We start from the raw sequence: 22,369 nt of genomic DNA, 5'->3' as shown, positions 1-22,369 counted from the left end.
GCCGGGGGTGCGGGCGCGTTGGGGGCAACCACCCCCACCAGGGTGGGGGCCTACGTGGTGCGGGCCACGACCGTGGGTCGTGGCCGGCGTCTTACTGGGCCGGCACGCCCATTTCCTTCAGCAGTTCCGGTGCCGGGTAGACCTTGGCCAGCAGCCAGCGCAGGTAGCGCATGTCCACGTGCACGGCGCGCTTGTAGCGCGGGTCGAACCACCAGCTGGCGCTGACCGACTCCCAGTTGCTGTCGAAGTTCAGGCCGATCAGTTCACCCTTGGCGTTGAGCACCGGCGAGCCGGAGTTGCCGCCGGTGGTGTCCAGGTTGGTCAGGAAGTTGACCGTCTGGGTGTTCAGCGCCGGGTCGGCGGTGCTGCCGAAATCACCCTTGGCGATCGCCGCCAGCAGCGGCTTGGGCGCATCGAACGGATAGGCGTTGGTGTTCTTTTCGACGATGCCGGCCACGGTGGTCACCGGCGAGTAGGTCACGCCATCGCGCGGGTGCAGCGCCTCGACCTTGCCGTAGCTGATGCGCAGGGTGCGGTTGGCATCCGGGTACACCGCGCGGCCCTGCTTGGCACGCCAGGCGAACAGCGCCTGCATGTACGCCGGGCGCAGGCGCAGCTGCTCGCCTTCGCGGGTCTTGCTCTCGTTCTCGATGCGCAGCTGCGCGGCCACCAGCGGGCCGGCCACGGCGATCAGCGGGTCGGCGGCCAGGGCCTTGCCTTCGCGCGCAGCCGCGAAGCGCGACAGGCGCTGCGCCTCATCGCCCAGCTGGGTCCCGGCATACAGGGTGTCCAGCGCCGTGGCCAACTGCTGCGGGGTACGGCCGAAGGCCGCGTCGAACTCGGCCACGCGCTGCGCGTCGGGCAGCTGCTGGTAGCGGGTCAGCAGGGTGGTCAGCAGGGCCTTCTCGACCTCGGGCGCGTAGCGACGCTGGACCTGCTTGAGCACGCCTTCGATCATCGCCTGGTCGCGCTGCTGGTAGCCGCTCTCGCGCTGTGCGTCCGGCTTGGCCGATTCGATGCGCAGGCGTTCCAGCAGCAGCGCCGAGCGCAGCAGCTGGCTCTGTGCGGCCATCTGTTCCAGCAGCAGGTCGCGCTCGCCCACCGCCGCGCCCTGCGACAGGTTGGCCAGCAGCGCCTTGATGTCGCCCTGGTACCTGCGGTCGGTGGCGGCCAGCATGGCCCGCTCGTCGGCGGCACGCTGGGCCTTGGCGTCGCTGCGCAGCAGGCCTTCCAGCTCGCCGGCGGCGCGCTTGCGGTTGTTCTTCAGCGACTGCAGCTGCGAGGCGTAGCGGGTGCGGGCCTGCGCGTCCTTGGCGCTGGCCGCTTCGATGGTGTCGATCATCTGCTGGAACACCGACACCCGGCGCGGCAGCACGGTATCGATCTGGCCGGCGAATTCGGCCGCGGTGCGGTGGCGATAGGTGATGCCCGGGTAGCCGGCCAGCATCGCGTAGTCGCCTTCCTTCGGGCCCTCGACCGACATCTGCAGGTGCGCCGGCGCCTGGTAGGGCACGTTGTCCTTGCTGTAGGGGGCCGGCTTGCCGTCCTTGCCCACGTAGGCGCGCAGCAGGGTGAAGTCACCGGTGTGGCGCGGCCACATGAAGTTGTCGATCTCATCGCCGTAGTTGCCGATCGCACGCGGCGGCGCGTACACCAGGCGCACGTCGCTCAGTTCCAGCTGGGCGATGCGGTAGAAGTCGGTGCCGTAGTACATGTTGGCCACCGAGCAGCGCACGCTGCCGTCCTTCTCGCACTCGGCCACGATCTGCTTGCTGGCCGCATCCACGGCATCGAAGTAGGCACGGCCGGTCTTGCCACGCGCCTGCGCCAGCACCTGGTCGGTCACCTTGTCGAAGCCGACGGTGACCAGCACGCGGAAGTCCGGGTTGGCCGGGCGCTCGTCGGCACGGCCGTTGGCGATGAAGCCACCGTTGATCAAATCGTGCTCGGGCGAGCTGTTGTACTGGATCACGCCCATCGCCACATGGTGGTTGGTCAGCAGCAGGCCGTCGGCGGACACGAAGGAGCCGGTGCCGCCACCGGCGCGCACCACCGCGCTCAGCGGCGGCGCGGTGACATTGGCCAGGTCGGCCGGATTGCCCTTGAAGCCTGCCGCCTGCAGCGGCTTGGCCAGGTCCGGCAGCTGGGTCGGCATCCACATGCCTTCATCGGCGTGGGCACCGGCGGCGAGGGTCAGGGTCAGGCCCAGGGCCAGGGCGGTGGGAAGGGCTTTGCGGGCAGACATCGGCGTTTCCGGCAGTACAGAACAGCCCGGGACCATAGCCGCTGGGGACCGATGGGGCAACGGCCGATGGTTGGGGCGACGCGCACGGTAGTGCCGGCCGCTGGCCGGCAATCACCGCAGCCACGCATGGCGTGGCTCTACTTCTCCCGCCGCCAGTTGATCGAACCACGGTTTTCCACCGTGCTCGACTCCACTTCCACATCAAACCCGCGGCGCAGCAGGTACTTCAGCGTGATCACCGAACCGGCACCGACCAGCGACACGCCGTAACCCACGTACAGCTTGGGCGAGATGTACTTGCCGACGCCGATCACCGAGCCGCCCAGCGCGCGCGACTGGCTCACGCCGGCATCGTCCAGGCCCAGCTTGGCACCCAGCTGCGACGCCAGCAGGCCACTGCCGGCCGAGAGCGCCGCCGAGGCCGCGTTAACCTGCTGCGCCTGGTCGCTGCTGGCACCGGTCAGGCTGCGTCCCAGCACCAGATAGGCCAGTGCCTCGGACTGCGACATCGCCGGATCGGACCACACGTCCGCCCGCGGCTGCTGCGCACGCCCGGTCACGTCGATGCCGGCGGTGACATCACCGATCCGGCGCTCGGCGCGGATGTTGATGCGCGGGTCGGACACCGCGTTGTAGTTCCAGTTGAGGTTGCCGCGGGTGATGGTCAGGTCCTGCCCATACGCCTTGTAGCGGCCACTCACTTCCAGGCCGCCATTGGCGGTCATTTCGCGGCCGGGCTTGGCCCAGACCTGCATCTTGCCGGTCAGCGCGCCCTTCAGGCCGAACCCGGTCATCTTCACCTTGTCGCCGAGGCTGACCGTCAGGTCCATGTCCAGCGGCGAGGTGCGCGACTCTTCCGGATCGGCCGGGTCCAGCACCACCACGTCTTCGGACACCGAGGTGCCGCGGTCCAGGCGCTCCAGGTCGATGTCGGCCTCGGGCACGTGCACGGTGCCGCGCAGCTCCATCGCCGCCTTGGCCAGGGTGAAGTCGAGGTTGGGGTTGGCGACGATGCGCAGCTCGCTGGTGTTGGACAGCAGCACGTTCTCGCCGTGGATCTTCAGCTGCAGCGGCTGTGCATCACCGAACCACGACAGGCCGCCATCCACGTACAGCGTGCCCTGGCCCGAATTGGCCTGCGCGGTGATCTTGGCCGAACCGTCGGGCTGGGCCACGAAACTACCCTTGCCTTGGTCGAAGGTCAGGCCCAGCGCGGGGAATTCGCCCTTGAAGTTGCTCAGCTGCGCGTCGCCGCCCAGCGACGGCTGCCCGCGCGTACCGCGCAGGCTGACGTGGCCTTCGATCAGGCCGGTCGGGCGCACGATGTCCGGCGAGAACAGCTCCAGCCAGTACAGCCGCGACATGTTGAGGTAGAGCTCACCGTTCAACGGTGCACTGGCTTCCCAGCCGGTCTGCATCTTGGCGTCGACGAAGCCATTGCCCTGGAAGCCCATGCCCAGGTAGCCCTTGATGCTGGCCGGGGTCATGTCGAGCTTCAGCGAGAACTGGTCATAGCGCACCAGCTCGCCACGGGTGGTATCGCCCACGGTGTTGCGGTTCTCGCCCAGGCGCACGCCGCCTTCCTTCGAGCGCACTTCCACATGGCCTTCCCAGGCCGCGCCACGCGGGCGGATCTGCGCGTCCAGGCTGACGTCGCCGCGCAGGTAGATGCGGCGGCCGGACTGCGGCGGCAGCCACGGCTGCACCAGCGCCAGCGGCAGCGCGTCACTGCGCACCACCAGGCCTTCGCGCGGCCAGTTGGCCTGTGCGCACAGCGCGCCGCTGCTGGCGGCGGCCAGGCAGGCTTCGGACAGGGTGTAGGTGCTGCCGTTGATCGCGAACGCCGCCGGTGCACGCAGCGACCAGGCATCGCCCTTCACCGGTGCGACGCGCAGCGAGGCCAGCTCGCCACGCCACTGCACACCCTGCTGGCGCACGCTGCCCTGCAGCTCGATCGCGCCCATCTCATTGCGGGTCTGCGCAGCCAGGCGCAGGTTGGACACACTGCCCTGCGCATCCACGTTCAAGCGCTCCAGCAGCATGCCGGCGTTGACCTGCTGGCCCTGCACCGCCAGCGCGCCGCTGTCGCCGCGCCACGGCAGGTGGCCCTTGATGCTCACGCTCTCGGCGCCGTAGCCGTCCCAGTTGAGGTTGTTGCCGACCAGGTCGGCGGTGATGTCCGGCGCATCGCGCGGCCCCTTCACCTGTACCTGGCCACGCAGGCCACCATCGGCACCGGGCAGCAGATCACTCAGCTGCAACGGTTCGAAACGTGCATCGATGTCGAGGCGGTCGCCGACCTTGCCCGACGCGGTCACCCGGCTGCTGCCCAGCGACAGCTTCAGGTCACCCTGGCCCTGCGCGCCCTGCAGTGCGAACTTGCCCTGTGCATCAAGGTTGCGCTGGCGCAGGATGCCCTTCAGCGACGGCAGGTCGACGGTGGCTTCCAGCGTGCCGGCCGTGCCCGGTGCAGCGTTGGCTGGAGGCGGCAACTGCCGTCCCTTCGAGGCCAGGTTGCCGGACAGGCGGCCGTTCCAGCCCGGCACGAAGTAGCCGGGGTCGAAATCCTTCAGCGTGGCCTTGGCATCCCAGTCGAGCTGCGGTGCCCAGGCCACCTGCCCTTCCACCTGCAGCTGGCCACCCGGCGTCTGCGCCTGCAGCTGGTGGATCGACGCGGCCTGGTCATTGCCGCGTACGTCGAACTGCAGCTGCGCCTTCTGCGCCTCGCGTTCGATCTCGGCACGGCCGATCGCCGCCCAGGCCTTCAGGGTACCGGCCAGGCCGAAGCGTGCTTCCTTCAGGGTGACCGGCACCGGTGCGCTGCCAGCCGTGTTCGGGTCGGGTGCCGGCACGTAGGTCAGATCGCGTGCGACCACGGAGAAATTGAGTTTCTGCTGGCCTTCCTGGCTGAAGTCAGCGGTGCCCTCCAGGCGGGCTTCGCCGCCGAGGCCCTTCACCAGCAGCGGTGAGACCTTCAGCACCTGGTCCTGCAGCGACACCACCGACGGTGCCAGTTCCAGTTCCTGATCGCCCTGCTTCACCCTGCCGCGCAGGTTGGCATTGCCGCCCTTGCCGGCGGCGGTGAAGTCCAGCGACAACGGCGCAAACGCCGAGCTCGCCAATGCCGGCGAGAGCAGCGACAGATCCAGTTCGTCGCTGCGTACCGTGGCATTCCAGGTCGGGTCGGTGCGGCCGTCGAATACCAGCATCGCCTGCAGCGGCTTCGGCGCGCGCCCGGCTACGGCCACTTCCATGTGCGACAGGTCGCCACGTGCGACCAGGCCCACCGTAGCGGCGGTGCGCCCGCGCGGCGCCGGCAGCACTGCGGTCACGGTCACGTCGGTGTCGTAGTCCTTGGCCGGGATGTAGCGGCCCTGGGCCGTAAAGTTGCCCAGGTCACTGTCCACGACCAGCTTGTGCGCCTGGAACTCGCCGTTGGCGATCTCGATGCCGCCACGCACGCGGCTGATGTCGATCACCGGCTCGTTGGCCTGGCTGATGCGGAAGCCATCGATGGCGATGACATCGGCCTGGATCGCCAGCGGCATCTCGATCTGCGGCAGCGAATCGGGCCACGACGGCAGCTTGAAGGGCTCATCGCTCTTGGCCAGGTTCAACGTCGCGTTGGTCAGCTCCAGCTTGTCCAGCAGCAGCTTGCGGCCCAGCAGCGGGCGCAGGTCCGGCTCCAGGTGCGCGCGCTCGGCGTGGAAGTGGATGTCGTCGTAGCGGAAGTCGACGTTGTACAGGGTCAGCGGGCCAGCCACCGGGCCGTCCACCTTGTCCCAGGTGAAGCTGGCGCCCACCGGCAGGCGCGCCACCACCTGGGCCAGCAGCACATCGCGGCCGGCCACGGTCTGCAGCAGCCAGTACACCGCCAGCAGGGCCAGCAGCACCAGGCCGATCACGCCCACGCCGGACCACGCCCAGAAGCGGCGGCGGCGGTAGAAGCGCACGCGCGGCGGCGGCGTGCTCGGGGTCGGTGCGGGCGTGCTCACAGGTCCGCTCCGATGTTCAGGTACAGCTGGAACTGCGAATCCGGGTTGTTCAGGCCATGCGCCACGTCGATGCGCACCGGGCCCACCGGCGATTTCCAGCGCACGCCGAAGCCGACGCCGGTGTGCAGGTCGATGGTGTTGTCAAAGGCGCTGCCGGTATCGACGAACACCGCCGCGCCCCAGGGGCCGCCATTGAAATAGTGTTCGTATTCGGCCGAGCCGATCACCAGGTTCTTGGCGCCCAGCGCGTATTTGTCGGGTTTGGGCGTGCGCGGGCCGACTTCGCGGTAGGCGTAGCCACGGATGCTGCGGTCACCGCCGGCGAAGTAGCGCAGGCTCGGCGGCATCGCCACCAGGTCACTGGTCCAGGTGGTGCCGCCTTCACCGCGCAGGATCAGGCGGTTGCTTTCACCCACCGGGATGTACCAGCGCAGCACGGCGTTGGCCTGCACGAAGCTGGTATCCGAGCCAGCGCCTTCCACGCCGGCACGCACCGTCGCCGCGCCGCTGATGCCCTTGCGCGGGAACATCTCGTCGTCGACGTTGACGTAGTCGGCAACCATCTGCGGGTACACCAGCGTCGAGGTGTTGTAGACGGCATCGGTGAATTCGGTGCCGGACGCGTAGCGCCAGCGCTCGCGCAGTGCGTTGATCGAGGCGATCGCGGTCCAGTGCTCGTTGATCTCGCCGCTGCGGCTGGCGATCAGCTTGAAGTTGCGCAGATCGATGTAGTCGGTCTGCTCGTCGTACGCGCTGGCGGCGAAGGTGTACCAGCCGTCGAGCCAGTTGAAGGCCGGAATGCGATAGCTGGTGACCAGGCTCTTGCGCTTCTGCGCATAGTCCAGCTGCGTGTTCATCTTGTGGCCGCGGTTGTTCAGGAAGCGCCGCTCGATGCCACCGCGCACACCCGGGCCGCTCTCGCTGCCGTAGCTCAGGCCGGCGGTGTAGATGGTGCGCTTGGCGCGCGTCAGCTTCACATCCACCGGCACTTCGCCGTTCTCGTCGGCCTGGTCCGGGCGCGGCTGGATGTCGATCACGCTGAAGTAGTCCAGCTTGGTCAGCGACTCGCGCAACCGGTCCAGCTTGCCCTCGTGGTAGTAACTGCCCTGGTCCCAGTAGACCAGTGGATCGAACAGCTTGTCGACGAAGTAGTCCTGCTGGAAGCGTACCGGGCCCATGTTGTAACGGCGGCCGCTGTCCCAGGTCAGGTCGATGTCGGCGGCGTTGTCGGCGCGGGTGATCTGCACCTGGCGCTGGGTGTAGTCGGCGTCGAAGTAGCCGCGCTCGGCCAGGCGCCGGGTGATGGTGATCTTGCTGGCTTCGTACTGGGTGTGCTCGAAGCGCTGGCCCTTGCGCGGCTTGAAGGCGGCCAGGTCGTCCTGCAGGTACTGGTCGTACATCGCCGGCCCGGTGATGTCGATGTGCTCGCGGCGCACGGTCACCGGGGTGCCCTTGTCGACATGGATCAAGACGCGCACATGCTCATCCTCGCGCGGCGCCTCGACCTTGATCACCGGGTTGTAGTACCCGAACGGTTCCAGCGCCTGGCGGGTCTGCCGCTCGGCCTGCGACAACAGGTACTCCAGGCGCGATTCGCCCTGCTCCTTGCCGATCGTGTCGTACAGCGACAGCGATTCCTGGATGTTCTCGATGATTGCGGCGTCGTCGCCCTTGTCCAATCCCTTGATGCCCACCTTGTCGATGGTGCCGCGCGCGTGGGCCACGGAGGTGGCGGCCAGCGACAGGACCATCAGCGGCAGGGCGTATTTCTTTGGCTGCATGCGGGACAGCATACCGACCGAAGGTGACGATGCGAAATGCATCACGCCATTGGGGATCGGTTGTTAAGTGGCGGTCAAAATACGCGCCTCTGTGGCGATCATCGCAATCGCAGGCGAGGATGCCGGCATCGTGCGCGATGCCGGCGATGACCCCGATGGACATCCGCCGGTGTTCCGGTGGTGCCGCCCGCTGGCCGGCACCACAGGTCGATGCGATGCGCGGTGGCAATGCCGGCCAGTGGCCGGCACTACCGATACGGGCATCAGCTCGACAGATGCTCGATCGCCGCCACCTTGCCCAGGCGCTCGCCCAGCATCGTCAGCAGCGCAAGGCGATTGCCGCGCAGTGCCGGATCCTCGGCATTGACCATCACGCCATCGAAGAACGCGTCGACCTGCGGACGCAGGCGGGCCAGGCGCGCCAGCACCGCCACGTAGTCCTTGTGCTGCAGGCTGGCGCCGGTGTCGTCGATGGCGGCGGTGACCGCTTCGGCCAGCGCGCGCTCGGCGTCTTCCTGCAGCAGCGCCGGGTCGATCTGCGCCGGAATGTCGCCCTCGGCCTTGCGCAGGATGTTGCGGATGCGCTTGTTGGCCGCAGCCAGTGCTTCGGCTTCCGGCAGTGCGGCGAAGGTGCCGATCGCATCCAGGCGGCGGTCGAAGTCGTACAGCGAGGCCGGCTTCAGTTCGGCCACCGCGTTGAAGTGCGTGGCCGGCACGCCCTTGTCGCTGTAATAGCCCTTCAGGCGGTCGAGGATGAAGTCGTACAGCTCGCCGACATCGGCCTGCACGTTGCGCGCGGCCAGGCCGGCGTTGGCGCTGGCCAGCAGCGCGCGCAAGTCCAGCTCGAAGCCGCTTTCGATGATCGTGCGGGCCAGGCCCAGCGCATTGCGGCGCAGGGCGAACGGGTCCTTGTTGCCCGTCGGCTTCAGGCCCGCGGCGAAACCACCGGCCAGCGTGTCGACGCGTTCGGCGATGGCCAGCACCTTGCCCAGCGGCGACAGCGCGATGTCATCACCGCCGAAGCGCGGCTGGTAGGCCTCGTCGATGGCCAGCGCCACCTCTTCCGGCTCACCACCGGCCACGGCGTAGTGGCGGCCCGCGATGCCCTGCAGCTCCGGGAACTCGTTGACCATGCGCGACTGCAGGTCGTTCTTGGCCAGCTCGGCAGCCCGCCTGGCCTGCACCGGATCGGCGCCGACCTGCGGCGCGATCACCTCGGCCAGGACCGCCACGCGCGCCACCTTGTCGGCCACGCTGCCCAGCTTGGCCTGGTAGGTCACCGTCTTCAGGCCGTCGCCCATCGACGCCAGGCCCTGCTTCAGGTCCTCGTCGAAGAAGAACTTGGCATCGGCGAAGCGCGGGCGGATCACCCGCTCGTAGCCCTTGGCCACCTCGGCCACGTCCTTCGATTCGATGTTGGCGATGCCGATGAACTTCTCGGTGAGGGTGCCGGCGGCATCCAGCACCGGGAAGAACTTCTGGTTGATCTCCATCGTTTCGATCAGTGCTTCCTGCGGCACTGCCAGGAAGGCGCGTTCGAAGCTGCACAGCACCGCCGACGGCCACTCGACCAGGTTCACCACCTGCTCCAGGTTGTCTTCGCTGATGCGGGCGCTGCCACCGGCCTTGGCCGCGGCGGCCTCGACCTCGGCGACGATGCGCGCACGGCGCTCGCTCGGGTCGACCAGCACGAAGGCGGCGCGCAGGGCTTCAACGTAATCCTGCGGCTGGGCCAGCGACACGGGCTGGTCGTGGTGGAAGCGATGGCCACGGCTGATACGGCCGGCCTGCAGGCCGAACAGCTCGGCCTCCACCACCTCGGTACCGTGCAGCAGCACCAGCCAGTGCGCCGGGCGCGCAAAGCCCCAGGTGTGGTCGCCCCAGCGCATCGGCTTGGGAATCGGCATCGCCGCAATCGCCTCGCGCAGGATCTCCGGCAACAGGCTGGCGGTGCGTGCGCCCGGAGTCACCGCACGGTGCACGAAGCGCTCACCCTTGTTGTCGGTGGTCTTCTCCAGCGCGGTCCAGTCGATCCCGGCCTTGGCGGCGAAGCCCAGCAACGCCTTGGTCGGCTGGCCTTCGGCGTCCAGTGCGATGTTCAGGTACGGGCCCAGCACTTCGCTGTGCTGTTCGGGCTGTTCCAGGCCAACGCCCGGCAGCAGCACGGCCAGCCGGCGCGGGGTCGACAGCGGGCGTGCATCGCCCAGGTCCAGTGCGACGCCGCGCGTGCGCAGCCCTTCGACAATACCGTCGAAGAGCGCCTGGGCCAGGCCCGGCAGCGCCTTGACCGGCAGCTCCTCGGTGCCCAGTTCGATCAGCAGGGGGGACAGTTGGCTCATCGGTTCGATCCTGTGGTGGGGGCGCAGCGCGCGACGCGTCCGGCGCCCCGGGTAGTTGATGAAAAGCGGGTGGCTGCGGACGGCCCGTCAGGCCTTCTTCGCGCCCGGGAAGCCCAGCTTCTCGCGCTGCTCGTAGTACGCCTTGGCCACCGCCTGGGCCAGCGCGCGCACGCGCAGGATGTAGCGCTGGCGCTCGGTCACGCTGATCGCGCGGCGTGCATCGAGCAGGTTGAAGGTGTGGCTGGCCTTCATCACCTGCTCGTAGGCCGGCAACGGCAGGCCCACCTCGACCAGCTTCTGCGCTTCACGCTCGCAGGCATCGAAGCGGTGGAACATTTCGTCCACGTCGGCGTATTCGAAGTTGTAGGTGCTCTGCTCGACTTCGTTCTGGTGGTAGACGTCGCCATAGGTCACCGGCTGCCCGTCCGGGCCGTAGGTCCAGACCAGGTCGTAGACGTTGTCGCAGTTCTGCAGGTACATGCACAGGCGTTCGAGGCCGTAGGTGATCTCGCCCAGCACCGGGCGGCACTCCAGGCCACCGGCCTGCTGGAAGTAGGTGAACTGGGTCACCTCCATGCCGTTGAGCCAGACTTCCCATCCCAGGCCCCAGGCGCCCAGCGTCGGCGATTCCCAGTTGTCCTCGACGAAACGCAGGTCGTGCACCAGCGGGTCGATGCCCAGCGCCTTCAGCGAATCCAGGTACAGCTGCTGGATGTTGTCCGGCGCCGGCTTCATCGCCACCTGGTACTGGTAGTAGCGCTGCAGGCGGTTGGGGTTCTCGCCGTAGCGGCCGTCGGTCGGGCGGCGCGAGGGCTGCACGTAGGCCGCGTTCCAGCGTTCCGGACCGATCGCACGCAGGAAGGTGGCCGGGTGGAAGGTACCGGCGCCCACCTCCAGGTCGAGCGGCTGGATGAGCACGCAGCCCTGCTGGGCCCAGAACTGGTTCAGGGTCTGGATCAGGCCCTGGAAGGTGATCGGAACGGTCGGGGTCGCGGACATGCGTACGAGTCTTGGCCGGCAAGGGGGTGCGTTAGTATAACGGCCGACCTGCGGGGCATTCCGTACCCGGGAGGAGCAGGCAGATGGAACATCGGCTGCCGGTGGGCACGCCCGGCGAGCCAGGCGACATCCCGCTGCCGTGGGGACGCCTGCATTTCGAACAGGTCTGCGCAGCGCTGCTGGCCGATGGCCTGGTCGCCGAGCACGATGTCGAGCGCATGCGGTTTTCCGCACAGGGCGCCCGCAATGCCAGCGAAGTGCACCCGCTGGTGCTGCTGTCCAACCTCAAGCTGGCCGCCCACGACGGTGGCGAACTGACCCTGGAACGCCTGACCGAATGGCTGGCCCGGCGCACCGGCAGCCGCTACCTGCGCATCGATCCGACCCGGGTCGACGTCGCCGCGGTCACCGCGCTGGTCTCCCACGCCTACGCCCGCCGCCATCGCTTCCTGCCGCTGGCGGTGGATGCCGAACGGGTGCTGGTGGCCACCAGCGAGCCGCTGGTGCAGGAGTGGCGCCGCGACCTGCAGCACCTGACCCGCCGCAGCATCGAGCTGGCGGTGGTCAATCCGCTCGACCTGCACCGCTACACCATGGAGTTCTACGGGGTGACCCGCTCGGTGCGTGGCGCGCGCGGCGATGTCCGCGGCGAAGCCAGCACCACCCTGCCCAGCTTCGAGCAGCTGGTCGAGCTGGGCCGCACCGGCGACGTCAATGCCGACGACCAGCACATCGTGCACATCGTCGACTGGCTTCTGCAGTACGCCTACGAACAGCGCGCCTCGGACATCCACCTGGAACCGCGCCGCGAGATGGGGCGCATGCGCTTCCGCATCGATGGCGTGCTGCACAAGGTGTTCGAGGTGCCACCGGCGGTGATGACCGCCGTGGTCAGCCGCATCAAGGTGCTCGGCCGCATGGACCTGGCCGAACGCCGGCGCCCGCAGGACGGCCGCATCAAGACCCGCTCGCCGGGTGGCCGCGAAGTCGAGATGCGCCTGTCGACCATGCCCACCGCCTTCGGCGAGAAGTGCGTGATGCGCATCTTCGACCCGGATGCCGCCTTCAAGAGCATCGACCAGCTCGGCTTCAGCCCGCAGGAGGCCGCCGGCTGGAACGCCCTGGTCGAACGCCCGCACGGCATCGTGCTGGTCACCGGCCCGACCGGCTCGGGCAAGACCACCACCCTGTATTCGACGCTGAAGCGGCTGGCCACGCCCGACGTGAACGTGTGCACGGTGGAGGACCCGATCGAGATGATCGCGCCCGAGTTCAACCAGATGCAGGTGCAGGCCAACATCGACCTGGATTTCGCCAGCGGCGTGCGCACGCTGCTGCGGCAGGACCCGGACATCATCATGATCGGCGAGATCCGCGACCTGGAAACCGCGCAGATGGCGGTGCAGGCCTCGCTGACCGGCCACCTGGTGCTGTCTACGCTGCATACCAACGACGCGCCGTCGGCGGTCACCCGCCTGCTCGACCTGGGCGTGCCGCACTACCTGCTGGCCAGCACCCTCAACGGCATCCTCGCCCAGCGCCTGGTGCGCACGCTGTGCCCGCACTGCAAGCAGCCGCACACCCTTGGTGCTGCCGACTGGGCGGTGCTGGCTGATAGCCAAGCTGCATATCCAGATGCCGCCACGCCCTGTCGTCCGGTCGGTTGCCTGGAGTGCCGGCGCACCGGATTCCTCGGCCGCATCGGCCTGTATGAGTTGCTGCCATTGGGCTCGCGGCTGCGTGGGCAGATCCGCGCTGACATGGATCTGGCCGGTTTCACCCGTGCCGCGCGGGCTGAAGGGCTGCGAACCCTGCGCCAGGCCGGGCTTGAAAAGGTGGCGCAGGGGCTGACTACAATCGAGGAAGTCCTGTCAGTCCTGCCGCCTCCGGATGAACCCAGCCCCGTTCCTGATCCTTGAAACCGGCCGCCCGGTGCCGTCGCTGCGCCGCTACGGGCGCTTTCCGCACTGGATCCGCGTGGCCGCCGGGCTGGAAGAACACCAGACCGTGGTGGTCGACGTCGAACACGGCGGCGCACTGCCCGATCCGCACGCCTTCGCCGGCGTGCTGGTGACTGGCTCGGCCGCCTTCGTCACCGACCACGCCGAATGGAGTGAGCGCAGCGCCGCATGGCTGCGCCAGACCGCCCACGCCGGCCTGCCGGTGTTCGGCATCTGCTATGGCCACCAGCTGCTGGCGCACGCGCTGGGCGGCGAGGTGGCCTACAACCCGGCCGGGCGCGAGTCCGGCACGATCGAACTGGAGCTGCAGCCGCAGGCGGCGCAGGACCCGCTGTTCCAGGGCCTGCCGCAGCACTTTGCCGCCCACGCCACCCACCTGCAGACCGTGCTGCGCGCGCCGGACGGCGCCGAAGTGCTGGCACGCTCGCCGCTGGATGGCTGCCATGCCTTCCGCTGGGGGCGCCAGGCCTGGGGCGTACAGTTCCACCCCGAGTTCGCCACCCACCACATGCGCGGCTACGTGCGTGCCCGCGCCGACTGCATCGGCCGCCATGGCGGCTGCGCCCGCAGCATCGAGCGCGCGGTCAGCGCCGCACCGCTGGCCCGCCAGCTGCTGCGCCGCTTCGTTCGCCAGGCGCGGCTGTCTTCAGCCCAGCCGGCGGCAAAACAGGGATAATCGGCGGCACGGGCAAGCGCCCGGCCCCTCCTGTCCTTCCCGGATGTCCATGAAAGAGATTCGCAAGCTGCCGGCCTCGGCGGGCGCCCAGTGGTTGCTGGATACGTTCTCGCTGTACCGGCGTGCGCCGCTGCAGCTGGCCCGGATCGGCCTGGCCTGGCTGCTGGTGAGCTGGGTGGTCACGCTGTTGTCGACGCTGATTCCCGGCGCCGCCGGCATGGCCGTGCAGCTGATGACCCTGGCCATCTCGCCGATTATGTTCGGCGGCATGCTGTACGCCGTGGGCGAGATCGACGAAGGCCGCCCGGGCCTGTCCTCGCACCTGCTGCAGCCGATCCGCGACCACCGCGTCAGCCACCTGCTGGTGCCGCTGGCGATCCAGGTGCTGGCGGTGCTGCTGCTGGGCGCGCTGCTGTTCCTGATGATCGGCCGCGAAGGCTTCACCGCCTTCAGCGAGGTCATGACCAAGATGGAAGAGATCAGCCGCAGTGGCCAGCAGATCAAGCCGGACGATGCCGCGGCGCTGGTGGCCAACCTGCCGGCCAAGCGCATCGCACTGTGGATGCTGCTGGTGTTCCTGAGCGCGGTCGCACTGTCGCTGGCAATGTTCACCCAGCCGGCGCTGGTGGTGTTCGACAAGCAGAGCGGCATGCACGCGCTGCGCCTGAGCCTGCAGGGCTGCATCGAGAACATCGGCGCGATGATCGTGTTCGCCGTGCTTGGCCTGATCGCCGCGTTCTGCATCTACATCCTGTTCGTGATCGTGATCCAGATCGCGATGCTGATCGGTGGCCCGCTGGCGGCCGCCTTCATCGCGCAGCTGGTGCTGACCACGGTGCTGATGCCGCTGTACGTCGGTGCGGTCTATGCCGCATGGAAGCAGATGTTCGTGCATCGCGGCAGCCGCGCCGCACCGCCGATCCCGACCACCCCGACCTCGAGCGACATCTTCCACGCCTGATGGGAAAAGGGGACGGAGGGGATTAAGTCGTTTATGCCCAGTGTGTGCAGCTAACGACTTAATCCCCTCCGTCCCCTTTTGGCTTTTCAGGCGGCGGGCTTCTTGACTGCCGATGACGGCACCAGCCAGCGTGCGGCGTGAATGCCCAGCTCGTAGAGCAGGCACATCGGGATCGCCAGCATCAGCTGCGAGACCACGTCCGGCGGAGTCAGCACCGCTGCCAGCACGAAGATGCCGACGATCGCGTAGCCGCGGCCTTCCTTGAACTGCTGCGGCGTCACCCAGCCCAGCAGGACCAGGATCACCATCGCCACCGGCAGTTCGAAACTGCCACCGAAGGCGAAGAAGATCGCCAGCACGAAATCCAGGTAGGCGTTCGCATCCGGGGTGATCGCGATCACGTCCGGGCTGAAGGTGGTCAGGAAATGGAACACCGCCGGCAGCACCAGGAAGTAGGCGAAGGCACAGCCGGTGTAGAACAGCAGTACCGAAGACACCAGCAGCGGCACCGCCAGGCGCTTCTCACGCGCATACAGTCCCGGGGCGACGAAGGCCCACAGCTGGTACAGCAGCCACGGCACCGCCACGAACAGGGCCACGAAGAACGTCAGCTTCAAGGGCGCGAAGAAGGCGCCGGCCGGATTGGTCGCGATCATCGTCTGCCCATTGGGCAGCTGCGAGACCAGAGGTTCGGCCAGGGCGTTGTAGAGTTTCTGGGTGAACGGCAGCAGCGCCAGCAGCACCACGCCCAGGCCAAGCAGGGCGCGCACCAGACGGCCGCGCAGCTCCACCAGATGTTCGACCAGCGAGCTCTCGCCGAAATCCTGTTCGCTCATGGCTGGCGCTCCGTGCGCTGCGTCGGCGCCGCCGCACCGGCGTCAGCGGCGGTGGTCGCGTCGGGTGCAGCAGGCTCCTGTGCGGGTGCCTCCGCGGCAGGCCCGCCCAGGTGCGGCGGAACGTCCGCCTGCGCGGGTGCGCGTACTTCCTGTACCAGCTCATCGCCCTGCCGCTGCGCCTGCTGGGCTTCGCGACGCAGTGCCTCGCCGCTGGCACGCAACTGGTTCTCGGTGTCCTGCATGCCCTGGTGCACGTCCTGCATCTGCCGCTTGATCTCTTCGGCCTGCAGTTCGCGTTCCAGTTCCTGTTTCACCGAATCCCACTGGTTGCGGGCACGCCGTACCCACAGGCCGGCGAAGCGGGCCGCCTTGGGCAGGCGCTCGGGACCGAGCACCACCAGGGCGACCACCGCGATCACCAGCAGTTCGCTGAAGCCGATATCAAACACCGCGACCGCTCCGGATCAGCGAGGGCTGCGGTCGTGCTCGTCCTGCGCGGTGCGCGAGGCGTCCTGGCTGCGCGATTCATCGCCCAGCTGCGCGTTCGGCTTGTCGTCGTCGCGCATGCCCTTCTTGAATTCCTTGACCGCCGAACCGAGGTCCTTGGCGCCGCTGGTCAGGCGCTTGGTGCCGAACACCAGCAGGACGATGGCCAGCACGACCAACCAATGCCAGATGCTGAAACTGCCCATAAAGACGCTCGTTACGTTAGTGATCAGGCTGTCGAGCATAGCGCACCGGCTGTTAGCCGGCGCGCGTGACGAAAGTCAGTTCCCGCCCAGCGTTTCCGTGCGGATTTCGCCGTCGTTGACCGGCTGGAAGCCCTGCTGCTGCGGCGGCGGCGTCTGCGGCACGTTCTGCAGCGGCGCAGTGGTCGCTTCGGCCGGGGCCGCAGGGGCTGCCTGAACAGGCACAGGAGCCGCCGCCGGGGCCGGACGCGGCGCAGTGCCAGCCGTGCCGTTGCGGTTGTTGCGCGCGGCGTAGGTGGCCTCCTCCAGGCGATCGCGGAAGGCGACCACATCCATCGACGGCGAACCGGCAACCCGCCCTTCGAAGATCATCCGCGGCGTGGTGTTGCTGCCATAAGCCTCCAGGTTGGCGGCATCGTCGATCTGCAGCACCGCGCCATCCAGGGCGACACCGGCGAACAGGCCGCGGGCGCGCGACCACGACCAGATCTCGGCCTTCAGTTGGCCGTCGGTGGCCGCCGCGGCATTGCGGCCCACCGGGCCGGCGGCAACGCCGGCATCGGCACCGAGGGTGAATTTACCGTTGACCAGGTTGTCCAGGCTGCGGTCGTTGCGGAACACCAGCACCACGTCCGAAGACTGGACGCCGGCCTGGAAGCCGATGCTGCCACCGGTCAGCTTGACGAACACCGGGCTCGACCACGCGCCGTTGGGCATGCGCACCGACATCAGGCCGTGGCCGCGACGACCGCCAATGACCAGGCCGGCCTTGATCGTGTCGGGAATGACGATGACTGCGCGGCCTTCGTCGAGCAATTTGTCCGGAATACCCTGTTCAGGGATTTCCTGGATTTCGGCCAGCACGCGCACGGCGTTGCGGGCGCGCTGGTCTTCCTGCGGTCCGGCCATGGCCTGGCTGGACAGCAGGCTGGCGGCGATCAGCAGGGCTTGGATCGGGCGACGCATGGCAGGCTCCAGAAGTCAGTCCATAGAAAGATATAGCAAGTGACTGAAATTAGTGGCGTTGTCATGAATCGCCAATGAGCGTTGCCTGCCCGCATTGACGCGGCCTATGCCGGCCATCCGAACCCTGCATCCCGGCGCGGCGCCGGATCGGCGACAATGCTCCCATGCTCGACGCACCCGATACCGCCGTGCTGGCGGTCAACCTAGGCACGCCCGAGACGCCGACGGCCCCCGCCGTACGTCGTTACCTGGCCGAATTCCTGTCCGATCCCCGTGTGGTCGCGATTCCGGCGCTGCTGTGGCAGCCGCTGCTGCGCGGCCTGATCCTGCCGCTGCGCAGCGGCCGGTCCGCGGCCAAGTATGCGCAGGTCTGGCTACCGGACGGGTCGCCGTTGATGGTTCATACCCGTCAACTGGCGGAGGCGATGCAGTCCCTGCTGCCGACGCTGAAGGTCCGCCATGCGATGCGCTACGGCGAACCGGCACTGGCCGGCGAGCTCGACCGCCTCGCCGCCGAAGGCGCACGCCGCATCGTGGTGCTGCCGCTGTACCCGCAGTACTCCACCACCACCACCGCCTCGGTCGAGGACCGGGTCGATGCCTGGCAGCGGCGCAACCCGGGCGTGACCGTCAGCCTGGTACGCGACTACTCGGTCGACCCGGGCTGGGTCGAGGCCGTTGCCGGCTCGATCCGCCGCTACTGGGAACAGCACGGCCGCGGCCAGAAACTGATGTTCTCCTTCCACGGCATCCCGCAGCGCCTGGCCGACGCGGGTGATCCGTATCCGCAGCGCTGCGCGGCCAGCGCGCAGGCCATCGCCCATGCACTGGGCCTGGGCAAGGACGACTGGCAGATGGGTTACCAGTCGCGCTTCGGCCGCGAGCGCTGGCTGCAGCCGTATGCCGAACCCAGCCTGTGGGCGCTGGCCGAATCCGGCGTGAAGCAGATCGATGTGGTCTGCCCCGGATTCGCCACCGACTGCCTGGAAACGCTGGAAGAGGTCGCGCTGGGCTTCACCGAAACGCTGGCCGAGCGCGGCGCAACGATGCGCTACATTCCTTGCCTCAACGCCGATCCGGAGCACGCGCGCGCGCTGGCGCGGCTGGCCGTGTCCTCGCTGGCATGAGTCTGCAACCGTTTGAACTCCAGGTCGGGGGCGCACGCGTCGCCGGCCTGCGCACCGCCGGTGACGGCCCGCGCGTGCTGGCCCTGCATGGCTGGCTCGACAACGCCGCCAGCTTCGTGCCGCTGGCCCCGCACCTGCCGTCGTTGCAGCTGGTGGCGGTCGACCTGCCTGGCCACGGCCACAGCGCCCATCTTCCGGCCGGCGCAAGCTACACCACGGCCGCTGCCATCTGCCACGTACTCGACGTCGCCGACGCGTTGGGCTGGGACCGCTTCAGCCTGCTCGGCCATTCGATGGGCGCCGGCATCGCCAGCCTCACCGCCGCCGTCAGTGACCGCGTCGAGCGCCTGGTGGCGATCGAAGCACTCGGTGGCCTGCGTGGCCCCGAAGAGGACACCGCGCATCGCCTGCGCGAACACGTGAACGCGACGCGGGCGCTGGCACGCAAGCAGCTGCGCGTGTTCCCCGACCTCGCTGCGCCGATCCGCGCGCGGATGATGACCAATCAGCTCAGCGAACACTGCGCGCGGCTGCTGGTCGAACGTGGCGTGGAGCCCGTCGAGGGTGGCTATCGCTGGTGCAGTGATCCACGGTTGATGCTGCCCACGGCGATCCGCCTCAGCGAGGGCCAGATCGACAACCTGCTGCAGGCGATCACCTGCCCGACGCAGGTGATCTACGCCACTCCCGCGCAGCCCTACTATCCCGAACCGATGCGCAGCGATCGCCTGCGGCACCTGCGCGATGGACGGCTGGCGGTGTTTCCCGGCAACCATCACCTGCACATGGAAGACCCGGCCAAGGTCGCCGAAGTGATCCTGCGCTTCTTCAGCAACGACAACGCCGGCTGAGCGCAGGCGAGCACACGCTTCACTCTGCGCGTTCGCGGCCGATACACCAGTTGCGGGCCCTTGCGCCCGCTGCACGCGGGCCCGGTCGGGCCTGCGGCGTGTGTCTGGTTCTGCAAGGAAGTCCGCATGCCCGCTCCGCTGCACCGTCACCCACAGGAAGTGGCCACGGTGTCCCGTCTCCGCGTCGCTGATCGCGCCGCATTCCTCGAATTCCCGACACATGCCCCGGTCACGCCCTGCTGCGTGCGCTGCGGCGTGGTCGTTGTCGTCTGCTGATCCAGGAGCCTCCGATGTCCATTGCATCCTCCCGTCCCCCCGATGCCGCCCGCCTGCCGCATCTGCAGCAACTCGCCCGCGGCGCTGACCGTCGACTGTTGATCGGCAGCGCGACACTGGCCGTCGCAGGCCTGGCGTTGGCCCTGCGTGGCCCGCAGGTCGTGGCCGCTGCGTGCATGGCGGCTGCGGCGCTGCCGGCGCTGTGGCTGGCAGGTCCATTGGCCGGCCGCAGCATCGCCCGCAACGGCCTGGCGGTCCTGGTCGCGCTGCAGTTGGCCCTGGCATGCGCGATCGTCGGCCTGTCGCCGGCGTTGCCGATCGCCGTGCTGCTGGGGGTGCTGCTCGGCCATCGCGATCGTTGGCCGGTGTGGCTGGCCGGCAGCGTCGGCACGCTCGCGCTGCTGGTACCGCCGCAGGCGGGCGCTGCACTGTGGCCGACGCTGCTGCAGGCCGCGATGCTCACGGGGCTGACCCTGTTCCTCGGCCAGGTCGCGCAGCGGCTGCGCCAGCAGACCGAAGCACTGGGCCATGGCCCGCGTCGGCTTGCCGCACTCGCACGCGATATCGCCACGGGTGCCGATCTTGGGGCACATGCCGATACCGGCGCCTATGCACCGGGTTCGCTGGCCCACGCCCTGGCCGACACTGCGCGCCACGTGCAGGCCCAGCGGGGACGGGAAGCCGCGTCGCATGCCGAGAACGCGCAGATCCGCCAGGCGCTGGATGCGTCGCGCACCGCGATGATGATTGCCGACAACGACCATGTGATCCGCTATGTGAACCGCTCGGTGGTGGCACTGCTGCGCAACCAGCAGGCGACGTTGCGCCAGGCCTTTCCTGATTTCGATGCCGAGCGCCTGGTCGGCAGCAGCATCCATCGCTTCCACGCCAACCCGGACCGCATCCGCGCGATCCTCAACGGCCTGCAGGTCGCGCACAACGGCAAGGTGCAGATCGGCCCGGTGCACTTCGCGCAGGTGGTCACACCGGTGTTCGACGCGCAAGGCGTGCGCCTGGGCTTTGCCGTGGAGTGGCATGACCGCACCCAGGAGCTCAAGCTGGAGAATGCCGTCGCGGACATCGTCGCCGCCGCCGCCGCTGGCGACCTTGACCAGCGCCTGCAGCCAGCGGAGGGCGCCAGCTTCCTGGATGGCCTGACCGGTGGCATCAACCAGCTGCTGGATACGCTGGGCAGCACTGTCGACGAAGTGCGGCAGATGCTCTCGGCGCTGGCCAGCGGCGATCTTGATCGGCGCATGCATGGCGAGTATCACGGTGCGTTCGCCGCGATCCAGCGTGATGCCAACGCCACCGCCGCCCAGTTGGCACGCATGGTCGGTCGCATCCAGGAATGCGCGTCTTCGATCAGTACCGCGGCCAGCGAGATCGCTGCCGGCAACGGCGCGCTGTCCGAGCGCAGCGAGCGCCAGGCCGCGCATCTGCAGGAGACCGCTGCGTCGATGGAAGAGCTGACCGCCACCGTGCGCCAGAATGCCGCCCATGCACGCGAGGCCAGCCAGCTGGCGGTCACTACCCAGGCCGCCGCCAGCGACGGCAATGTCGCCATGCAGCGGGTGGTCGACACCATGCAGGCGATCGAAGGCGCCTCGAAGCGGATCGGCGACATCACCGGCGTCATCGATGGCATCGCGTTCCAGACCAACATCCTCGCGCTCAACGCAGCGGTCGAGGCCGCACGCGCCGGTGAGCAGGGCCGCGGCTTCGCGGTGGTCGCCAGTGAGGTGCGCGTGCTGGCGCAGCGATCGGCCGCCGCGGCACAGGAGATCAAGAAGCTGATCGATGAGGCCGGCCGCCAGGTCGGCGAGGGTGCCCAGCTGGTGGCCGATGCCGGCCTGCGCATGCAGGGCATTGTCGGCGGCGTGGAGAATGTCAGCCACTTGATGCATGAGATCTCCGCGGCCTCGCAGGAGCAGTCGATCGGCATCGAGCAGATCAACCAGACCGTCGTGCAGATGGACCAGGCCACGCAGCAGAATGCCGCGCTGGTGGAGGAAGCGACCGCCGCCGCACGCGAGCTGCAGTCGCAGGCAGGCACGCTCACCGAGGCGGTGTCGGTGTTCCGCCAGCAGGAACTGCACGGAGTGTCGCGGGCGGCGTGATGAGGCCCTGCGTCGCACGTTGAGGAAAACGGCGCCCGCAGGGCGCCGTTTTTTTTATGGCTTAGGCTTGTCGCAGGAACAACCCATGCACGCATGACGTGGTTCTAACGGTAGTGCCGGCCGCTGGCCGGCTGGGCCTGCGAAGCGTAGCTGCCAACCTTGGTTGGCATCGCTTTTTGCAGGAACACCCCATCCACGCATGGCGTGGATCTACTCTTGATCCGCCTGCCCTCGGTAGCCGCCAACCTTGGTGGGCACTGGGGTCGCGCGTGGAGCCCCCTCCACGCATCGCGTGAACCTCCCGGGACGATGCCGGGCCATGGGGTTGCCGACCAGCGGCCGGCACTACCCGCATGTTCTGCGCACAAAGAAAAACCCCGCTGCGTGAGCAGCGGGGTTTTGGGTATAAACCCTGGCGATGACCTACTCTCGCATGGCTTGAGCCACACTACCATCGGCGCAGCTGCGTTTCACTTCCGAGTTCGGGATGGGATCGGGTGGTTCCACAGCGCTAATTTCACCAGGGAGGCTTTTGGAGAGTCGCACT

The 22,369-nt window shown here is 68.3% G+C and carries 15 protein-coding genes and 1 rRNA gene; 6 read left to right on the top strand and 10 right to left on the bottom strand.

What is annotated here, in order from left to right:
* Positions 1 to 91: 91 nt before the first annotated feature.
* From AC5P9I_RS08390 to glyQ, 5 genes are all read right to left on the bottom strand, one after another.
* Entirely contained in the window at positions 92 to 2,245 is a 2,154-nt protein-coding gene (locus tag AC5P9I_RS08390) for a S46 family peptidase (protein WP_130768308.1), read from the bottom strand.
* A gap of 137 nt (positions 2,246 to 2,382) precedes the next feature.
* On the bottom strand, positions 2,383 to 6,240 hold the full coding sequence (locus tag AC5P9I_RS08385) for a translocation/assembly module TamB domain-containing protein (RefSeq protein ID WP_130768309.1): 3,858 nt from the start codon (positions 6,238 to 6,240) through the stop codon (positions 2,383 to 2,385).
* Entirely contained in the window at positions 6,237 to 8,033 is a 1,797-nt protein-coding gene (locus AC5P9I_RS08380) for an autotransporter assembly complex protein TamA (protein WP_130768310.1), read from the bottom strand. The genes AC5P9I_RS08385 and AC5P9I_RS08380 overlap by 4 nt, the downstream gene beginning before the upstream one ends.
* 251 nt (positions 8,034 to 8,284) lie before the next feature.
* Complete coding sequence (glyS, locus tag AC5P9I_RS08375; RefSeq protein WP_130768311.1) at positions 8,285 to 10,360, bottom strand: glycine--tRNA ligase subunit beta; 2,076 nt, start codon at positions 10,358 to 10,360, stop codon at positions 8,285 to 8,287.
* An 87-nt stretch (positions 10,361 to 10,447) separates the two neighbouring features.
* A complete protein-coding gene (gene glyQ, locus AC5P9I_RS08370; RefSeq protein WP_014648902.1) occupies positions 10,448 to 11,359 on the bottom strand; it encodes a glycine--tRNA ligase subunit alpha in 912 nt (303 codons plus the stop codon).
* A gap of 83 nt (positions 11,360 to 11,442) precedes the next feature.
* Between glyQ and AC5P9I_RS08365 the strand changes: the two genes are divergently transcribed.
* Genes AC5P9I_RS08365 through AC5P9I_RS08355 form a run of 3 tightly spaced genes read left to right on the top strand, consistent with a single transcriptional unit; the run spans position 11,443 to position 14,957 of the window.
* Complete coding sequence (locus AC5P9I_RS08365; protein ID WP_049471097.1) at positions 11,443 to 13,278, top strand: GspE/PulE family protein; 1,836 nt, start codon at positions 11,443 to 11,445, stop codon at positions 13,276 to 13,278.
* Positions 13,250 to 13,996 (top strand): glutamine amidotransferase, encoded by a 747-nt coding sequence (locus tag AC5P9I_RS08360; RefSeq protein WP_049471095.1) that lies wholly within the window; start codon positions 13,250 to 13,252, stop codon positions 13,994 to 13,996. The genes AC5P9I_RS08365 and AC5P9I_RS08360 overlap by 29 nt, the downstream gene beginning before the upstream one ends.
* Positions 13,997 to 14,045: 49 nt before the next feature.
* On the top strand, positions 14,046 to 14,957 hold the full coding sequence (locus AC5P9I_RS08355) for a BPSS1780 family membrane protein (RefSeq protein WP_049471093.1): 912 nt from the start codon (positions 14,046 to 14,048) through the stop codon (positions 14,955 to 14,957).
* A gap of 86 nt (positions 14,958 to 15,043) precedes the next feature.
* Here AC5P9I_RS08355 and tatC read toward each other — a convergent pair whose 3' ends face one another.
* The 4 genes from tatC to AC5P9I_RS08335 all read right to left on the bottom strand — a co-directional run bounded on the left by tatC (position 15,044) and on the right by AC5P9I_RS08335 (position 17,448).
* Complete coding sequence (tatC, locus tag AC5P9I_RS08350; protein WP_005420449.1) at positions 15,044 to 15,793, bottom strand: twin-arginine translocase subunit TatC; 750 nt, start codon at positions 15,791 to 15,793, stop codon at positions 15,044 to 15,046.
* Positions 15,790 to 16,242, bottom strand: a complete 453-nt coding sequence (gene tatB / locus AC5P9I_RS08345) for a Sec-independent protein translocase protein TatB (RefSeq protein ID WP_130768312.1) — start codon at positions 16,240 to 16,242, stop codon at positions 15,790 to 15,792. Before tatB ends, tatC begins: the two co-directional genes overlap by 4 nt.
* 15 nt (positions 16,243 to 16,257) lie before the next feature.
* Positions 16,258 to 16,485 carry a Sec-independent protein translocase subunit TatA gene (tatA, locus tag AC5P9I_RS08340; protein WP_049471087.1) on the bottom strand — a complete coding sequence of 76 codons (228 nt, stop codon included), beginning with the start codon at positions 16,483 to 16,485 and terminating at the stop codon, positions 16,258 to 16,260.
* A gap of 75 nt (positions 16,486 to 16,560) precedes the next feature.
* The gene (locus tag AC5P9I_RS08335; protein ID WP_049471086.1) at positions 16,561 to 17,448 is read right to left on the bottom strand and encodes a lipid-binding SYLF domain-containing protein; all 888 of its coding nucleotides are present in this window, start codon (positions 17,446 to 17,448) and stop codon (positions 16,561 to 16,563) included.
* A 164-nt stretch (positions 17,449 to 17,612) separates the two neighbouring features.
* Between AC5P9I_RS08335 and hemH the strand changes: the two genes are divergently transcribed.
* From hemH to AC5P9I_RS08320, 3 genes are all read left to right on the top strand, one after another.
* Entirely contained in the window at positions 17,613 to 18,575 is a 963-nt protein-coding gene (gene hemH / locus AC5P9I_RS08330) for a ferrochelatase (protein WP_049471084.1), read from the top strand.
* Positions 18,572 to 19,426 (top strand): alpha/beta fold hydrolase, encoded by an 855-nt coding sequence (locus AC5P9I_RS08325; protein WP_088476028.1) that lies wholly within the window; start codon positions 18,572 to 18,574, stop codon positions 19,424 to 19,426. Before hemH ends, AC5P9I_RS08325 begins: the two co-directional genes overlap by 4 nt.
* Positions 19,427 to 19,716: 290 nt before the next feature.
* Complete coding sequence (locus AC5P9I_RS08320; protein WP_049471490.1) at positions 19,717 to 21,822, top strand: methyl-accepting chemotaxis protein; 2,106 nt, start codon at positions 19,717 to 19,719, stop codon at positions 21,820 to 21,822.
* Positions 21,823 to 22,232: 410 nt separating this feature from the next.
* Here the strand turns inward: AC5P9I_RS08320 and rrf are convergent.
* A 5S ribosomal RNA gene (rrf, locus tag AC5P9I_RS08315) occupies positions 22,233 to 22,347 on the bottom strand.
* Between the last annotated feature and the right edge of the window lie 22 nt (positions 22,348 to 22,369).

The sequence above is a fragment of the Stenotrophomonas sp. YJH_SMC_29 genome (genome assembly GCF_059371235.1).
The sequence above is the reverse complement of the archived record's forward strand: the minus strand, read 5'-3'. Positions and strand labels throughout refer to the sequence as shown.